Below are 17,282 nucleotides of genomic sequence, written 5' to 3' on the forward strand. Positions count from 1 at the left end.
AGCGGCTCGGTTGACCAGCCTCCCCGACGAGCAAGAAATACCCGTCAACGGCACACCGATCTGATTCCCATTAGGCTCATCGAACGTGTCTCATGCCGCCCACGATGCCGAGCTGCTGACCGCTGCCGCGGTCACCCTGCATCAGCACGCCGCAGTACTGCGTGAGCTGGGCACGGCGTTCGACTCCGCGGGTCACGAGCTGTATCTGGTCGGCGGTTCGGTGCGTGACGCATTGCTGGGCCGGCTAAGCCCAGACCTCGACTTCACCACCGACGCGCGCCCCGAGCAGGTGCAGAAGATCGTGCGACCCTTCGCCGACGCGATGTGGGACACCGGTATCCAATTCGGCACCATCGGCGCCGGCAAAGACGACTACCGCCTGGAGATCACCACCTTCCGCGCCGACGCCTACGACCAGGTGTCGCGCAATCCGGAGGTGCGCTTCGGCGACAACCTCCACGACGACCTGGTGCGCCGCGATTTCACCGCCAACGCGATGGCGGTGCGCGTCACGCCGAACGGCGCCGGCGAATTCCTCGACCCGCTGGGCGGTTTGGTGGCGCTGCGCGCCCGGGTGCTGGACACCCCGGCGGCGCCGTCGGTCTCCTTCGGCGACGACCCACTGCGGATGCTGCGCGCCGCGCGCTTCGTCGCGCAACTTGGCTTCACCGTCGCGCCGCGCGTATATACCGCGATCGAGGAGATGGCTCCGCAGCTGGCGCGCATCAGCGCCGAACGCGTGGCCGCCGAGCTGGACAAGATGCTGCTGGGCGACGACCCGGTGGCCGGGATCAACCTGCTGGTGCAGACCGGGATGGGTGAAGTCGTGCTGCCCGAGATCGGCGGCATGCAGATGGCAATCGACGAACACCATCAGCACAAGGACGTCTACCAGCATTCGCTGACCGTGCTGCGGCAAGCGATCGCGCTGGAGGATGACGGCCCGGATCTGGTGTTGCGCTGGGCGGCGCTGCTGCACGACATCGGCAAGCCCGCAACCCGCCGCCACGAGCCCAACGGCGGGGTGAGCTTTCACCACCACGAGGTGGTGGGCGCCAAGATGGTCCGCAAGCGGATGCGGGCGCTGAAGTACTCCAAGCAGATGGTCGACGACGTGTCGCAGCTGGTGTATCTGCACCTGCGTTTCCACGGCTACGGCGACGGGAAGTGGACCGACTCGGCGGTACGCCGCTACGTCACCGACGCCGGGCCGTTGCTGGGACGACTGCACAAGCTGGTGCGCGCCGACTGCACCACCCGCAACCAGCGCCGCGCCGCGCGACTGCGGGGCAACTACGACCGGCTCGAACAGCGCATCGCTGAGCTGGCCGCCCAGGAGGACCTGGACCGGGTGCGCCCCGATCTGGACGGCAACGAGATCATGAAGCTGCTCGACATTCCGGCCGGACCGCAGGTCGGCGAGGCGTGGCGGTTTTTGAAGGAGCTGCGGCTGGACCGCGGGCCGCTTTCACACGAGGAAGCGACGGCTGAGCTGTTGGCCTGGTGGAAAACTCGGGGGAACCCCGAGTCGTAGCGTCGCGTCTGAACAGTCGTGGAGTACTGCATGGGCGGCGACGACGGTACCGCGACAATTTGGAACCGCCCGCTCGATCTCGACCTGGACCATGACGGCCGGCTCGACGCGGCCGGTTTGGATTTCGACGGCGACGGGATGCGCGACGACGCGCTGGCCGACTTCGACGGCGACGGGACGGCCGATCATGCCGTTCTCGACCTCGACAACGACGGGATCCCGGAAAGCTACTTCACCGACGACGGATCGGGGACGTGGGCGGTGGCCGTCGACCACCGCGGCTCAGTGCGCTGGTTCGGCCTCGACGGCGTCGAGCACACCGGTGGTCCGTTGGTCGATTTCGACGGCGGCGGTAGCCCGGACGACCGGCTGTTCGACACCGACGGCGACGGGGTCGCCGACCGCGTGCTGTGCGCCTGCGAGGACGGCGTGACCGGATACGTGGATACCGACGGCGACGGCCGCTGGAACATCCGGCTGACCGATACTGACGGCGACGGCAGCGCCGACGGCGCGACCACTTTGTGAAGTCTAGCTAACTGCTGTCGATCGGTCGAGTCGCCTCGGTGTGGTGTAACTCGCACGGCGGCATGCGCGACCATCCGCTACCGTTTGACGGGCGCTCAACTGCGGTGCCTGCTAAACAGGCTGTTCGGAAGCCGTTCGGCCCTGTGGACGGGTGAAGTGACAGCAGGTTGCAGCTGATCTAGCTTTACCGAGATCCCGGCCTGGGAAGCGCAATTAATTGAGGGAGACGTAAATTATGGCAAACGCGACCGTCGTCACTCCGGAACTGCTGCGAAGCACTCAGCAGCGCATTGAAACGCGACTGCAGGAAGCCGCTGCAATCGCCAACCAGTACCTCAGTGGCCACGAGAACATCATCAGTGCCACCGGATGGGCCGGCGATGCCGGCAACACGTCCCTCAACACCGCCGGCCAGATCCACCACGATCTGCAGCAGATCATGAACGGCGGCCAGCGGCTGGCTCACGGGCTCGGTCAGGCCGCGGTCCTGATGGAAAATCACGAGGCCGATGCCGCCCACAACCTCAACGGTGTCTTCGGCGGCGGCGCCCAGGCCGTTTAAAGCCCCCATCCCATCAGACCTATCCAGTAAGGAAGCACTTTCATGACAGATCAGATCGTCTACAACCACGGCGCCGTCGTCGGCTTCGCCGGCGAGGTCGGCTCACAAGCGGCGCAGTTGATGGAGATCCACAGCGATGTCCTCAATATGACCCAGGCGCTCGGCGACTTCTTTCAAGGCCACGGCGCGACCGCCTTCTTCGACGCGCAGCAGCAGATGCTGCACGGTTTGGAGGACCTGATCCAGACCGTCAGCCGGCACGCCCACACCGTGCACAGCGTCGACGAGATGGCCCAGGCGTGCGACGCGCAGATGGGCACGTTGTTCGGGTAACGACTGCGAAGAACCTGTGAAGAGGCTTTGCGGGCGCACGCTGTGCGTGCGCCCGCCGCCTATGTTGAGGACAACGTGTTAACCACCACCGTCGACGGGCTCTGGGCCCTGCAAGTGCTCACGGGCATCGAGTCCATCGCCCCTGAGTTAGGCCTGCGTCCACTCCTGCCCAGCGTCGAGCCGAAGCACCTGGCGTTGGCGCATCCCGTGACCGCCGAATTGAAGGCAGCCGGTGTTGTCGACGAGTCGCACGCGGTGGACAGCACCGTGGTGGAGTGGCTGACCGTGCTGTCTCGGCGCGACGTCGCGCTGTTCCTGCAGATCCGCACTCCCGGAGACGAGGAGCCGGCGCGCGTGCTGTTGGCCCGATTCGCCCAGTGGTGGGTGGTGCTGGAACGGTCCTCGGATCTCATTCGCATCAGCGGCGCGGGCATCGCCAACGCCGAAGGGACGGCCAGCGCGGTGCTCAACGCACAGATCGCGCGGCTGTGCGGTGAAAACACGGCAGCGCCGCTGCGGCCCGTCACCCTGGACTCCGACGCGCTGCGCGCGGCGGCCACCAGCCACGATGGATTCGCCACCTTCCTGGCCGATCAGCGGCTGGACGCCGATCAGCTGCGCACGTTGCGGCTCGCCACCGATCCAGGTCAATCGGCCCAGGCGTCCATCGTCGCGATTCAGTCCGGAGTGGCGACGGGCCAGACCCGGCGAACACACATCGAGGGCAGCGCGGTGACCATTATCGACACCCCCGAGGGACGCCTCATCGCCGAGGACGTCCACTCGGCCGGAAAGAAGTGGATGATCGTCGCCCCCGGCACCAAGGGCAACATCGCCAACGCGATCAACCACATGCTGCGGCGCCTGCCCGCCGACCAGGAATGGCATTCGTACCGAAAAGTCGTGTAGTCGAAGGGTATCCCACGTGTTAGAAGAAGCCGGATCGATGCAGCTGCAGCGGGAAGCCCCGCGTTACCAGCATCAGGATTCCGTGTCGGGCACACTGCGCATCTCGGATATGGTTGCGCCACGCAAGATTCCGCCAGGCGCCGGCTGGCGAAAGGTCATCTACGGCTTGTCCTTTCGCACCATGAATCTGGGCGAATCGCCAGCCGAACGGCACTACCGGGAACTGCAGGAACGGATCCGCCGCCACATCCGCAAGCAGTACGTTATCGGAGTCGTATCGGGGAAGGGTGGCGTCGGCAAGACCACCATGACCGCATGCATCGGCGCGGCGTTCCGGGAATGCCGGCCCGACAACATCGTTGCCGTCGACGCGGCACCCGGTTTCGGGACGCTGGCCGGGCGCATCGACGAATCCCCGCCGGGCGACTACTCGGCCGTCCTCAACGACACCGACGTCCAGGGCTACGCGGATATCCGGGAGCACTTGGGGCAGAACAGCATTGGCCTCGACGTGCTGGCCGGGAACCGCGTGTCGGACCAACCCCGGCCGCTGGTTCCGTCGATGTTCACCGGAGTGCTCTCGCGGCTGCGCCGCACCCACACCGTCATTGTGGTGGACACCTCCGACGACCTTGAGCACCCGGTGATGAAAGCCGTCCTGGATTCCTGCGACGCACTGGTTTTCGTGTCTGGTTTGACCGCCGACACGTCGCTTCCGGTGACGCGCGCGATCGATCTGCTGCGTTCGATGGGGTACCACGAATTGGTATCGCGCAGCATGGTGGTGCTGAACGACAGCCGCAACAAGTACGACCAGAATGCGCGCGCGTACCTCACCGAGCGGTTCGGCCAATCCGGCGCCACCGTCGAATTCATGCCGTATGACCCGTATCTCGCCAAGGGCGGGATCATCGACACCCGCCACGAGTTGAAGAAGAAGACCCGGCTGCGGCTCTTCGAAATCACCGCAGCCCTGGCCGACAAGTACATTCCGGATGCCGACAGGCCGCGTTAATGGCGAAGGTCTCGTTTCCGGCGCGCTGCGCCGTCGCCGTCGTATGCGGCGAACACCTTGTCTCGCAGGTCTATCCGGCGTCGGTGCCGATCGAGGTCTTCATCGACAACGTCGTGGAACTGCTCAATGACGAGCTGAAGCGCCGGGGCCTGGCCGGGCTCGAGTCCGGCATCGGCTACGAACTGCACAAGGCCAACGGCGTTCGCCTGGATATCACCAAGACCCTCGACGAACTCGGCGTCGAGGACGGCGCCACCCTGGCCCTGGTGCCGGCGGCCCAGGGCGAGTCGTTCGAACCGCAGTACGAGTCGCTGTCGACCGGCCTGGCCCGGGTCGCCAAGTCGCTCTTCGAACCGGTCACGGTGCAGACCGCCGCGCACACGGCGCTGGCGATCCTGGCCATGATCGGGGCAACCGTGCTGGGACTTGCTGTGCGCCAACGTATTTCCGTTGATTCGCCGACCCCCGCGCTGGTGGCCGGAACCGTTGGCGTGCTGACCGCCGGCGGCGCGGTCGCGGTGTGGCGCTGGTGGCCGCAGCGCACCGACATGCTGGACGGATTCGGGTGGCTGGCCGTGCCGCTGCTGGCGGTTGCCCTTGGCGCCGGCGCGCCGGGCCGTCTTGGCGCCGCGCACCTGTTCATCACCGCGCTCGCGGTTTGCATGCTGACGTGTGGCATGGCCGCGGCGACGCGCCGGCACGTCGATATCGCGTCGACGGTGGTGACGCTGTGCGGACTCGGTGGCATCGTCGCCGCCGCCAGGATGTGGTGGCCGATTCCGGCTCAGTGGCTGGGGATGTGCACGCTGGTTGCGCTACTGCTATTGCTCACCATGGCGCCGACGATCGCACTGTGGGTCGCCCGCATCCGGCCCCCGTACTTCGGCTCCATCACCGGGCGCGACTTGTTCCGGCGCAGCGCCGGCCTGCCGATCGATGCGGTGTCGCCGGTCAACGACGCGGCCGAAAGTGCCGAAGACGACGTCAATCCCGACACCACCCCGCGCGGCGCGCAGATCGCCGCGGCAGCGGTACGCGCCAATCACGTACTGACCGGAATCTGCGTGGCAGCAGGGTTGGCGCTGCCCGCCGCGGTGTGGGCGACTTTAATGCCTGGCCACGACCGCGGCACCGCGGCCGCCGTACTGGCCGGGCTGTTTGTGGTGATCTTCATCAGCCGGGGGCGTGCGTTCGCCGACAAGCGCCAAGCCGTGGCGCTGGTATGCGGTGCGGCGGCGGCGGCCTGCGCCGGTGTCATCAAATACGTCGCCCACGAACCGGCTTCATCGGGCCAGTCGGTGGTGTGGGGCGTGTTGGTAGTGGCCGCTTTCGGCGGCGCCGGCCTGATCGCGGCGCTACTGGTGCCGGTTACCAGGTTCACTCCGCTGGTGCGCATGACCGCCGAATGGTTAGAGATCGCGGCCATCATCGCCGCCCTTCCGTTGGCGGCCTGGATCGGTGGATTGTTCACCTGGGTGCGCATGCGATGACCCAACTCCGGCGCATCTGCGCGGCAGTCCTGTCCAGCGCGCTCGTCGCGATGATAGCGAGTCTGCCTGCAGCACAAGCGATTCCGCCCCCCAGCATCGATCCCGCGCGGGTACCGGCGGACGGCAAACCGGCCGCAGAGCAGCCGATGCGGCAGAGCAACATGTGCGCGCGGACCATCACCGTCGCCGATCCCAATCCGGCCGTCACCGCACCCGGCTTCACCATGCTCAACATCAGCAAGGCCTGGCAGTACTCGACCGGCAATGGTGTGCCGGTGGCCGTCATCGACACCGGGATCAACCCCAGTCCGCGGCTACGGGTGGTCCCCGGCGGCGACTACATCATGGGCGGCGACGGCCTGATGGACTGCGACGCCCACGGCACCATCGTGGCCTCGGTGATCGGAGCTGCCCCGCAAGGCAGCCCGATGCCCGCACCGATGCCCAGTGCCCCGGCCTTCCCGCCGCCGGCGGCCCCGCCGGCGACCGACTCGGCACCACCGCCGCCGGGCGGACCGCCACCGCCGGCGGCGCCCCCACCGCCGCCCACCCCGGTGACTATCACCGAGACCAAACCGGCGCCGCTGCCTCCACCACCGGACGAACCATCCAACGGCCCAGGGGATCCGGGCAACGGCGCGCCCGACGATCCCGAGGTACCCCCGCTGCCGCCAGGCGCCCCCGACGGCGTCGTCGGCGTCGCGCCGCATGCGGTAATCATGTCCATCCGCCAGTCCTCGCGGGCCTACGAACCCGTCAACCCTGGACCGGGCGACTCGGAGGTGCGCAAGAAGGCCGGTTCGATCGCGACGCTTGCCACCGCAATCGTGCACGCCGCCAACATGGGTGCCAAGGTGATCAACATCAGCGTGACATCGTGCGTGTCGGCGGCTGACCCACTCGACCAAGCGGCCATCGGCGCCGCCGTCTGGTATGCCGCCACCGTCAAAGACGCACTGATCGTCGCCGCTGCGGGCAACGACAGCGAGGACGGCTGCGCTCAGAACCCGTCGTTCGATCCGTTGAACCCGGCCGACCCCCGCGATTGGCATCAGGTCAAGACGGTTTCGTCGCCGTCGTGGTTCTCCGACTACGTGTTGTCGGTTGGGGCGGTGGACAACACGGGCGCCCCGTTGGCCAAGAGCCTGGCCGGTCCCTGGGTGGCGGCCGCGGCGCCGGGCATCGGCATCATGGGCTTGTCGCCGCAAACCGGTGGACCGGTCAACGGCTATCCGCCGATTCACCCAGGTGACAAGAACATGCCGATCTGGGGCACCAGCTTCTCGGCGGCGTACGTCAGTGGGGTGGCCGCCTTGGTCCGGGCCAAGTATCCCGGCCTATCGGCACACCAGATCATCAACCGGATCGTGCAGACGGCGCACAACCCGCCGCGCGGAGTCGACAACCAGATCGGCTACGGAGTGGTCGACCCGGTGGCCGCGCTGACATTCGATGTGCCTGCGGGAGAACGGCTTCCGCCGTCAGCACACAACCGGATCATTACGCCTGCCGCACCACTGCCACCGCCGGATCACCGCGCCCGCACCATCGCCATCGTTTTCGCCGGCGTCGTGCTGGCAGCTGTCGCGGTGGCGTCGCTGATCGCTCGTGCGCGGCGGCACCGATGAGTGCCCCGACCAGGCTCGCGATCATCGTCGGCATCTTCTTAGCCGTGCTGATGGGCTGGACGATCGGCGGATACTTGGGTGCGGCAACCGGTTTGGCGGTGGGACTGGTGTGCGGCGTCGTTCCGTGGCGAGGCCAGCCGCTGTGGTCGTGGCTAAACCTGTGGCTGCGCCGCAACCAGCTGATCGAGTGGACCGAGCCCCGCACGGTGGCCAACGACCGAACCGGCGGCGGAGTCCGCTTTCAGGACGGCGTGGCCGTGGCCGCGGTGCAACTGCTCGGGAAGGCCCATGCGCCGACGTTGTTCACCGGTTCGACCACAACTGTCACCGAAAACGCCTTCGACCTAACGGGTTTGCAGCCGCTGTTGCGGCAAAGCCTTGGGCTGCAAGTGGAATCGCTCAGCGTGATCAGTGCGGGTGCGCGGCGCCGCAGCACGGGTGATTACCCGCGCGTGTACGACACGCTGATCGGCACCCCACCCTATGCGGGTCAACGCGAAACCTGGCTCATTGTGCGCGTCCGCGCTCTCGACAATGCCGAAGCGCTACAGGGCCGGGCCTCGGTCGGCACCGCGACCCTGGCGGCCGCGCAGCGGATCTGTTCGGCCATGCGGCAGCAGGGCATCCGCGCGAAGGTGGCAACCGCGACCGATATCGTCGAGATGGAGCGCAGGCTAGGGCGTTCCGCCCTGCAAGTACTGAACCGGCGCTGGCGGTCGGTGCGTGGGGACGGCGGCTGGCTGACCACGTACTGGTACCGGCCCGGCGACGTCATCGCCGAAAAGCTGGCACAGGCCTGGTCCATGCGAGCAGACGGAATCACTCAGAACATCACACTTTTCGGTGACGGCACGGCAGCGGCTACCCTTACCGTGCGCAGCGGGCAACCACCGACCGCGCCTCCGAGCACCATGCTGCAGACGTTGCCCGGTGAGCAGGCCCAGGCCGTCGCGGCAAATCTGTGCGGTCCCCGGCCGGTGCTACGCGGCGTCCGGCGTGGATCCCTGACCGGTCCGCTCATCGTCCCGATCGGGCCGTCGGGAGTGTTGCTCGGCAAGGTCGGTGGCGGAAACCGGCTGATGTTGCCGCTAGATGATCCGGGCGAATTCAGCCGCGTGCACATCGCCGCCGACGACTCGTTGGCCAAACGGATCGTGGTGCGGCTGGCCGGGGCCGGGGAGCGGGTCACTGTGCATACCCGAAACCTGCAGCGGTGGGCGAGCGTTCGAACGCCCGACATCGCCGTCAGCGATCAGGCCAAACCGGTATCGGGCACCACGGTCAGCATCGTCGACGGCACGCTCACCCCGGCGCCGCGCCCGAATACGCTGATCTCGGTGGGCGATCCGGATACGCCGTACCGGGGCGGCGCCAATGTGGTTGTCACCCAAAAGGGTCCGGCCACCATCGAAGTGACAGCAGCCGGCCAGGTGCACACAGTGGAGGTGGAGTTGTTCCGGGCTGAGAACCGCTACGTCTCGTCGGAACCGGTGTCGCTGCGCAGCGCCGAATTGGAGACGGTGGACACGCCATGATGGCTGGCAGCACGACAACCGCCGCCGCACGCAAGCGGTTCGATCAGGCAATGGCATTGTTGGACAACGACACTGCAGCGGCCGCGGCACAATTTCGGGAAGCCACCGAAATCGACCCGTCGATGGCCGACGCGTGGCTGGGCCGGATTGCGGCGGGCGACGAGACATTGTCGACGGTGCAACAGCTCTACGCTTACGGGAACCGTTTACACCGGGAGACCAACCGGCTCGGCGTACGCCTCTCGGCGCCCATCAAGGCCGGGCCCTACCTGTCGATCTCGGTGACCGAGTCGTCTCATGCCGGCCTGGCACTGGCCAGCGCCCTCATCGACGATCGACAGTACGAGAAAGCCCAAGGGCTGCTTGCGGACCCGGTACTGCTGGACACCTGGGAGAATCACCAGTGGCAGCAGTACATCGAGGCGTATCTGATGTTCGCCGCGCAGCGCTGGCCGGATGTCATCTCGGTAGCGGCGACCGTACTACCGCCACAGGCCATCATCATGGCCGCGGTGACGGCGGCAACCTGCGCGTTGGCCGCCCATGCTGCCGCGCACCTCGGCCAGTCGCGGGTCGCGCTGGATTGGACCGACCGGGTCGAGGTGCGCACTGCATACCAGAGTCCGACGCAGTCGCGCCGTGACCGCAACAACACCACGATCACCGCCATCGATCCTAACGACTTTCCGTTGATCGCAGCCGATTTGGCCTATGTGCGCGGCATGGCCCATCGCCAGCTCGGCGAAGAACACAAGGCGCAGGTGTGGTTGTCCAAGGCAACCATCAACGGTGCACTAATCGGGCCGGCCAAACAGGCGCTGGCCGACCCCACGCTGGAATTGGTCATTACCGACGAGCAGACGATCGCAACCCGGACCGACAAGTGGGATGTGAACACCCAGCGCTCCGCCCAGCAGCGCACCGAGGCCGAGCACCAGGAGCGCCGCAACGAGCTCCTGGAGGAGGGGCGAGCGCTGCTGGACAACCAGGTCGGCCTGGCCGAGGTCAAACGCGCGGTCGCCGAGCTCGAGGATCAGATCGAGGTTCGGGCGCTGCGGCTGGCGGCCGGGCTGCCGGTTGCCAACCAGACCAACCACATGCTGCTGGTCGGGCCGCCCGGCACCGGTAAGACCACCACCGCCGAGGCGCTGGGGAAGATTTACGCCGGGCTGGGGATCGTGCGGCATCCCGAGATCATCGAAGTCAAGCGCGCCGATTTCTGCGGCGAACACATCGGGGCGTCCGGACCTAAGACCAACGAACTCATCAATCGTTCACTGGGCCGGATCCTGTTCATGGACGAGTTCTATTCGCTGGTGGAGCGACACCAGGACGGCCGGCCGGACATGATCGGCATGGAAGCCGTCAACCAGTTGCTGGTGGCCCTCGAGGTGCACCGGTTCGACTTCTGCTTCATCGGCGCGGGATACGAGAAGGAAGTCGACGAGTTCCTCACCGTCAACCCGGGTCTGGGCGGCCGCTTCAACCGCAAGCTGCGGTTCGAGTCCTACAGCCCCGGCGAACTGGTGGAAATCGCGGTTCGCTACGGCAAACCCCGCGCCACCGTCATCGAGCCCGCCGCCGCCGAAGCGCTGACCAAAGCCTGCACCGCGCTAAGGATCTACACCGCACCCGACGGTACGCATGGCATCGACGCCATGCACAACGGGCGCTTTGCCCGCAACGTGGTCGAGCGTGCCGAGCGGTTGCGGGATTCGCGGGTGGCCGCCCAGCACCGCAGCGCCAAAGGCTCGGTGACGGTCGAGGATCTGCAGACGCTACGTGCCGACGACGTGATCACGGCGGTAGGCGAGGCGTGCGCGGAAAAGCATGTGCCGATAACGCATTGAGTGTGCATCCACGGCTTCGAAAGTGACGCCACGGCGCCGCCGGAGCAGCAGCCCCGCCCAGCACGCACACTCGATTGCTGGAGCTACTCCGTTTACGCACTTGTTACGTCTAAACTGCACGCAGACGTGACACGCACGCCAACGCCGCTAAATGAACGGAGTGATTCGGGGGTGCACCGGATCTTGCTGATGACGGTGGCGCTAGCGTTGCTGACCGCCGGAGCCGCCCCGCCCGCACTCGCGATCACGCCGCCAAGCATTGATCCCGGCGCGGTGCCGCCCGACGTGACCGGGCCCGACCAACCCACCGAACAGCGTGTGTTGTGTTCGGCGCCCACGGTTTTGCCGGATTCCAGCTTTCACGATCCGCCGTGGAGCAATGCCTATCTCGGTGTGTCGGATGCACACAAGTTCGCCACCGGGGCCGGAGTGACGGTCGCCGTCATCGACACCGGTGTCAACGCGTCACCGCGCGTACCCGCCGAGCCCGGCGGCGATTTCGTCGATCAGGCCGGCAACGGGCTGTCCGACTGCGATGCCCACGGCACGCTCACCGCATCGATCATCGCCGGCCGGCCCGCACCCACCGACGGCTTCATCGGCGTCGCGCCCGACGCGCGACTGCTCTCGCTGCGCCAGACCTCCGAGGCCTTCGAACCCGTCGGCTCACAACCCAACCCCAACGACCCCAACGCGACCCCGGCCGCCGGATCCATCCGCAGCCTGGCCCGCGCCGTCGTGCACGCCGCCAATCTGGGCGCCGGCGTGATCAACATCAGCGAGGCGGCCTGCTACAAGGTGAGCCGGCCCATCGACGAGGCAACCCTGGGCGCGGCCATCAACTACGCGGTCAACGTCAAAGGCGCGGTGATCGTGGTCGCCGCCGGCAACACCGGCGGCGACTGCGCGCAGAACCCACTGCCCGACGCCTCCACGCCCGACGACGCGCGCGGCTGGAACAAGGTGCAGACAGTGGTGACACCCGCGTGGTACGCACCATTGGTGCTCACCGTCGGCGGTATCGGCCAAAACGGGGTGCCGAGCTCGTTTTCGATGCACGGACCGTGGGTGGGTGTCGCCGCACCCGCGGAGAACATCATCGCTCTCGGCGATCGGGGCGAGCCGGTCAACGCGTTGCAGGGCAAGGAGGGCCCGGTTCCCATCGCCGGTACCTCCTTTGCAGCGGCCTATGTCTCAGGTCTCGCGGCGCTGCTGCGGCAGCGGTTTCCCGAACTGACGCCGATTCAGATCATGAACCGGATCACCGCCACCGCGCGCCACCCCGGTGGGGGAGTCGACGACCTCGTCGGCGCCGGCGTCATCAACGCTCTGGCCGCGCTGACCTGGGATATGCCGGCCGGCGCCCCAACCATCCCCTACGAGGTTCGTCGACTTCCGCCACCGGTGATAGAGCCAGGTCCCGATCGTCGACCGATCACGGTGGTGACGCTGACGGTGGTCGGCCTGGTGGTTGCGCTGGGTCTGGGTTCGTTGACGGCGCGGGCCATGAGGCGCCGGTGATGAGCTCATGAGGAACCCCGTCCGGCTGCGGTTCAGCACCGGCCACACGTTGATCGTTGCGGTGCTGGCGCCGCCCGCCGTCCTGTTCTTCCTGCACATGCGGTACTGGTGGGTGGGCATCGTGATCGCGGCGGTGTTGGCCGTCATCGCCTTCGTCACCTTCTTCGGCCGTCGCGTAACCGGCTGGGTGGCAACGGTATTCGCCTGGCTGCGCCGGCGCCGTAAGCCGCCGGACATTCCGTCGGAGCCCGTGGTGGGGGCCACCGTGAAGCCGGGAGATCACGTCGCGGTGCGCTGGCGTGGCGAGCACCTCATCGCGGTCATCGAGCTCAAGTCGCGTCCGTTCACCCCAACGGTCATCGTCGACGGGCAGGCTCACACCGACGATGTGCTGGACACGCGGTTGTTGCAGGAACTGCTGGCGGTGCACTGTCCGGACCTGGAGGCCGATGTGGTGTCGGCCGGATACCGCGTCGGCCACACCGCCACGCCCGACGTGGTGAACCTGTACCAGCAGGTGATCGGGGCCGACCCGGCCCCGGCCAACCGGCGCACCTGGATCATGCTGCGTGCCGACCCGGTACGCGCGCAAAAGTCGGCGCAGCGCCGCGATGAAGGCGTCTCCGGACTGGCCCGGTATCTGGTGGCCTCGGCGACTCGCATCGCCGACAACCTGGCCGGCCACGGGGTCGACGCGCTGTGCGGGCGCAGCTTCGACGACTACGACCACGCCACCGACATCGGCTTCGTGCGGGAGAAGTGGTCGATGATCCAGGGGCGCGAGGCCTACACCGCCGCCTACACCGCGCCCGGCGGTCCGGACTTGTGGTGGTCGGCTCGCGCCGACCACACCATCACCAGGGTGCGGATCGCTCCGGAAATGCCGCCGCAGACCACGGTCCTACTGACCACGATCGGTAAGCCCAAGACTCCGCGCGGCTTCACCCGGCTCTTCGGTGGCCAGCGGCCCGCCCTGGTGGGCCAGAACCTGGTCGCCAACCGGCACTGCCAGATCCCAATCGGCTCTGCCGGCGTGCTGATCGGGGAGACGGTGAACCGGTGCCCGGTCTACATGCCGTTCGACGACGTCGACTCCAGCATCAACTTGCCCGACGCCCAGACATTCACGCAGTTCACCGTGCGTGCGGCGGCTGCGGGCGCGATTGTCACCGTTGCGCCGCAGTTCGAGGAATTCGCCCGGTTGATCGGTGCGCACACCGGCCCGGTCGCCAAGGTGGTGTGGCCGACTGTGACGACCTATCTGGGCCCGCACCCTGGCATCGACCGGGTGATCCTGCGGCATAACCTGATCGGCACGCCGCGGCACCGTGAGCTGCCGATCCGCCGGATTTTGCCGCCCGAGGAGAGCCGATTCCAGATGGCTTTGCCCAAATAGGGCCCGAGCAGGGCCCGAGCAGGGCCGGAGCAGGGCCGGAGCAGGCCGAATTTTTTGGTGCATGGACCCCCGGCGCTCAGCGACGATAATGGCTGTAGCACTAAGGAGGATGAACCGAGATGTCGCAGCCGCAGACCGTCAAGGTGGATCAGCAAGAGATCCTGAACCGGGCTACCGAAGTGGAAACCCCGATGGCAGTTCCACCCACGGATGTTCCCCAGCCGCCGTGCACGCTCACCGCGGCCCAGAACGCGGCCAAGCAGATGGACGTGTCCGCCCAGAACATGCGGCTCTACCTGGAGGCAGGCGCACGCGAGCGCGCCCGGTTGGCGACTTCGCTGCGTAACGCGGCCAAAGCCTACGGGGATGTAGACGAGGATTCAGCGACCGCGCTCAATAGCGATGGCGACGGTTCAATGCACGAAGAGTCGACCGTAGGCGAAGGTGGCGACAGTTCGGCGGGGCTGCAGGAGACCCCCAAGATCGCAGCGGCGGGCGACCCGGACTTCAGCGACCTCAAAGCCACCGCGACCAAGCTCGAATCGGGCGACCAGGGCCAGTCGTTGACCGGCTTTGCCGACGGGTGGAATGCGCTCAACTACTCGCTGCAGGGCGACATCCGGCGGTTCCGCGGGTTTGACAACTGGGAAGGCGATGCGGCCACGGCCTGCGAGGATTCGCTGGACGGGCAGAAGAAGTGGATCATGTACATGGCGCAGCTGGCCGCGGGGTTGGCTAAGCAAGCCACCTATATGGCGCAGCTGCAGGTGTGGGCCAGGCGGGCACATCCCTCGTTGGCCGACATCACAAAGCTCGAGGAGATGTCGAAAGACCCCAAGTATCAAGAGCAGGCCATCAAGCTCTACGCCGAGTACCAGCAGACCTCGGAGAAGGTGCTCAAGGACTACAACACCAAGGCCGAGCTGGAACCGGTGAATCCCGAGAAGCCGCCGCGCGCCATCAAGATCGACCCGCCGCCACCACCGCAGGCGCAAGGGTTGATCCCGGGCTTCCTGATGCCGCCGAGCGACGGCTCGGGCGGCACCGGCGGCACCACGCCGATGGCTCCGATGGCCCCGATGACGGGTGCCGGCGCCGGCGGCGGCATGCCGGCCGGTACCGCGGCCGAGCTGACCGCCGCCGGGCGCGAGGCCGCGGCGAACCTATCCGGGGAACTGGGCGTGAAGCCGATGTCGCTGGGTGGTGGCGGTGGGGGCGGCGGTATGCCGTCAATGCCGATGGCGCCCGCGACCGGCATCGACGGCGAATCCGTACGTCCGGCGTCGGCCGGCGACATTGGCGGCGTGGGCGCGGGTAAGGCGCCCACCGGCAGTGGAATGGGCGGCGGCGGCATGGGCATGCCGATGGGCGGGCACGGCCAGGGCGGGGGAGGGTCCAAATCCAAGGGCGCAACCGGTGACGACGAAGCGCTCTACACCGAAGACAGAGAATGGACCGAGGCCGTCATCGGTCAACGCCGCCGCCAAGACAGCAAGGAGTCAAAGTGAGTTTCTACGAAATTCCGCCAGACGTAGCGCAGGTATTGGCCCTCGCAGGACAGTTCCAATCGGCCCTGGACGGCACCCTTAACCAAATGAACACGGGGTCTTTCCGTGGCACCGATGAAGCCAAAACGGTCGAAGTCACGATCAATGGGCACCAATGGCTCACCGGTGTTCGCATTGACGACGGCCTGATCAAAGAGGTGGGCGCCGAAGTGGTCGGCGCCCGCGTCAACGAGGCGCTGCAGAATGCCCAAGCCACGGCGAGCGCGTACAACAACGCGGCGGGCCAGCAACTCACCGCGGCGCTGGAGGCCATGTCCAAGACGATGAACCACGGGCTGCGCTAAAGCTTTTCTGGTCACTTTCAAGCGAGGGCGCCGCGCGCCCTCGCTTGCCTTGTCGACCGTTCAGCGCCCGGCATTGCTCCACCAAATTGCCGCATCTAGCAGGCCATAACCTCGGTTAGGCTGGTTAAGCATGACGTTGTTGGAAGGAAAGTAGCGATGGGCATTCCAAGGCCGACGGGCGAGTACGCCGGTCAAATGCTCGAGCCCGGTGGATGGCCGGAAGCCGACGAGGACACCTTCTACGACCGTGCGCAGGAGTACAACCAGCTGCTGCGCCAGGTCACCGACGTCATGGATGCGGCTAAGCGCCAGCAGGTGGAAATCTTCGAAGGTGGGGTCTGGTCGGGCGGTGCCGCCAATGCCGCCAATGGCGCACTGGGCACCAACCTCAATGAAATGAGCACGCTGCAGGATTACCTTGCCACCGTCATTACCTGGCATCGCCATATCGCCGGATTGATCGCGCAAGCAAAATCCGATATCGGCAACAACGTCGACGGCGCGCAACGGGAAATAAGCATTCTGGAGAACGACCCCGATTTGGAGGCTGAGCAGCGGCAAGCCGCGGTCAATGAATTGGTCCGCGCCACCCACAATGCCAATACCAGCCTGGTTGCTGAAACGGCCGAACAGGTGCTGGCATCCAAGAATTGGAAACCGCCGCACAATGCCCTCGCGGATCTGCTCCACCAGGTGACCCCGCCGACGCCCGAGGTCCCGACGATAGTCGTCCCGACCCCGAATGGGCCGTCGCCCGTCATCCCACCCGCGACGCCATTCGAACCGGTGCCGGCCAACCCCTATACCCCGGTTACTCCCGGTACTCCGGTGACCCCGGTGAACCCGACTCCGTTCGAACCGGTACCGCCGACGCCGTTCGACCCACTGAACCCGACTCCGATTAGCCCGATCACCCCGGTCAACCCGGCGCCGATAATCCCGGTGACCCCGGTAAACCCGGTGACGCCGGTAACTCCCGGTACCCCGGTAACTCCGATCACTCCGGTCAATCCACGGCCAAACCCGAATCAGCCGGTCACTCCGATCACCCCGGTCACCCCGGCCCCGGCACCGACCCCGGAGCCCGCGCCGGCGCCGGCCCCGGTGCACCCGGCCCCAGCCCCGACTC

14 protein-coding genes and 1 pseudogene are annotated in these 17,282 nt (G+C 66.8%); all 15 read left to right on the forward strand.

The features are described 5' to 3' along the window. Positions 1–85: 85 nt before the first annotated feature. Positions 86–1,534, forward strand: coding sequence for a CCA tRNA nucleotidyltransferase (locus tag AWC27_RS23550; RefSeq protein ID WP_085672693.1), 1,449 nt, complete (start codon positions 86–88; stop codon positions 1,532–1,534). A gap of 18 nt (positions 1,535–1,552) precedes the next feature. Next, on the forward strand, positions 1,553–2,062 hold the full coding sequence (locus AWC27_RS23555; protein WP_085672694.1) for a pullulanase: 510 nt from the start codon (positions 1,553–1,555) through the stop codon (positions 2,060–2,062). Between the two features lie 235 nt (positions 2,063–2,297). Next, positions 2,298–2,624: a WXG100 family type VII secretion target gene (locus AWC27_RS23560; protein WP_085672695.1), complete on the forward strand. Its 327-nt coding sequence runs from the start codon at positions 2,298–2,300 to the stop codon at positions 2,622–2,624. Between the two features lie 42 nt (positions 2,625–2,666). Beyond that, on the forward strand, positions 2,667–2,957 hold the full coding sequence (locus tag AWC27_RS23565; protein ID WP_085672696.1) for a WXG100 family type VII secretion target: 291 nt from the start codon (positions 2,667–2,669) through the stop codon (positions 2,955–2,957). 75 nt (positions 2,958–3,032) lie between these two features. Further along, positions 3,033–3,866 carry an ESX secretion-associated protein EspG gene (locus AWC27_RS23570; protein ID WP_085672704.1) on the forward strand — a complete coding sequence of 278 codons (834 nt, stop codon included), beginning with the start codon at positions 3,033–3,035 and terminating at the stop codon, positions 3,864–3,866. A gap of 37 nt (positions 3,867–3,903) precedes the next feature. Further along, entirely contained in the window at positions 3,904–4,881 is a 978-nt protein-coding gene (locus tag AWC27_RS23575; protein ID WP_211281701.1) for a MinD/ParA family ATP-binding protein, read from the forward strand. Continuing rightward, complete coding sequence (eccD, locus tag AWC27_RS23580) at positions 4,881–6,371, forward strand: type VII secretion integral membrane protein EccD (protein ID WP_085672697.1); 1,491 nt, start codon at positions 4,881–4,883, stop codon at positions 6,369–6,371. Before AWC27_RS23575 ends, eccD begins: the two co-directional genes overlap by 1 nt. After that, on the forward strand, positions 6,368–7,999 hold the full coding sequence (mycP, locus tag AWC27_RS23585; protein WP_085672698.1) for a type VII secretion-associated serine protease mycosin: 1,632 nt from the start codon (positions 6,368–6,370) through the stop codon (positions 7,997–7,999). The genes eccD and mycP (AWC27_RS23585) overlap by 4 nt, the downstream gene beginning before the upstream one ends. Beyond that, entirely contained in the window at positions 7,996–9,534 is a 1,539-nt protein-coding gene (eccE, locus tag AWC27_RS23590) for a type VII secretion protein EccE (protein ID WP_085672699.1), read from the forward strand. Before mycP (AWC27_RS23585) ends, eccE (AWC27_RS23590) begins: the two co-directional genes overlap by 4 nt. Further along, the gene (eccA, locus tag AWC27_RS23595) at positions 9,534–11,384 is read left to right on the forward strand and encodes a type VII secretion AAA-ATPase EccA (protein WP_085672706.1); all 1,851 of its coding nucleotides are present in this window, start codon (positions 9,534–9,536) and stop codon (positions 11,382–11,384) included. Before eccE (AWC27_RS23590) ends, eccA begins: the two co-directional genes overlap by 1 nt. A gap of 171 nt (positions 11,385–11,555) precedes the next feature. Beyond that, a complete protein-coding gene (mycP, locus tag AWC27_RS23600; RefSeq protein ID WP_085672700.1) occupies positions 11,556–12,905 on the forward strand; it encodes a type VII secretion-associated serine protease mycosin in 1,350 nt (449 codons plus the stop codon). 7 nt (positions 12,906–12,912) lie between these two features. Beyond that, the gene (gene eccE / locus AWC27_RS23605; RefSeq protein ID WP_085672701.1) at positions 12,913–14,301 is read left to right on the forward strand and encodes a type VII secretion protein EccE; all 1,389 of its coding nucleotides are present in this window, start codon (positions 12,913–12,915) and stop codon (positions 14,299–14,301) included. Between the two features lie 119 nt (positions 14,302–14,420). Then, complete coding sequence (gene espB / locus AWC27_RS23610) at positions 14,421–15,809, forward strand: EspB family ESX-1 secretion system-associated protein (RefSeq protein WP_085672702.1); 1,389 nt, start codon at positions 14,421–14,423, stop codon at positions 15,807–15,809. Next, positions 15,806–16,153 (forward strand): YbaB/EbfC family nucleoid-associated protein, encoded by a 348-nt coding sequence (locus tag AWC27_RS23615; RefSeq protein ID WP_085672703.1) that lies wholly within the window; start codon positions 15,806–15,808, stop codon positions 16,151–16,153. The genes espB and AWC27_RS23615 overlap by 4 nt, the downstream gene beginning before the upstream one ends. Before the next feature lie 156 nt (positions 16,154–16,309). Continuing rightward, positions 16,310–17,282: pseudogene (locus tag AWC27_RS23620) on the forward strand (secretion protein EspK); the annotation flags it as partial.

Source organism: Mycobacterium szulgai (assembly GCF_002116635.1).
GTDB lineage: Bacteria > Actinomycetota > Actinomycetes > Mycobacteriales > Mycobacteriaceae > Mycobacterium > Mycobacterium szulgai.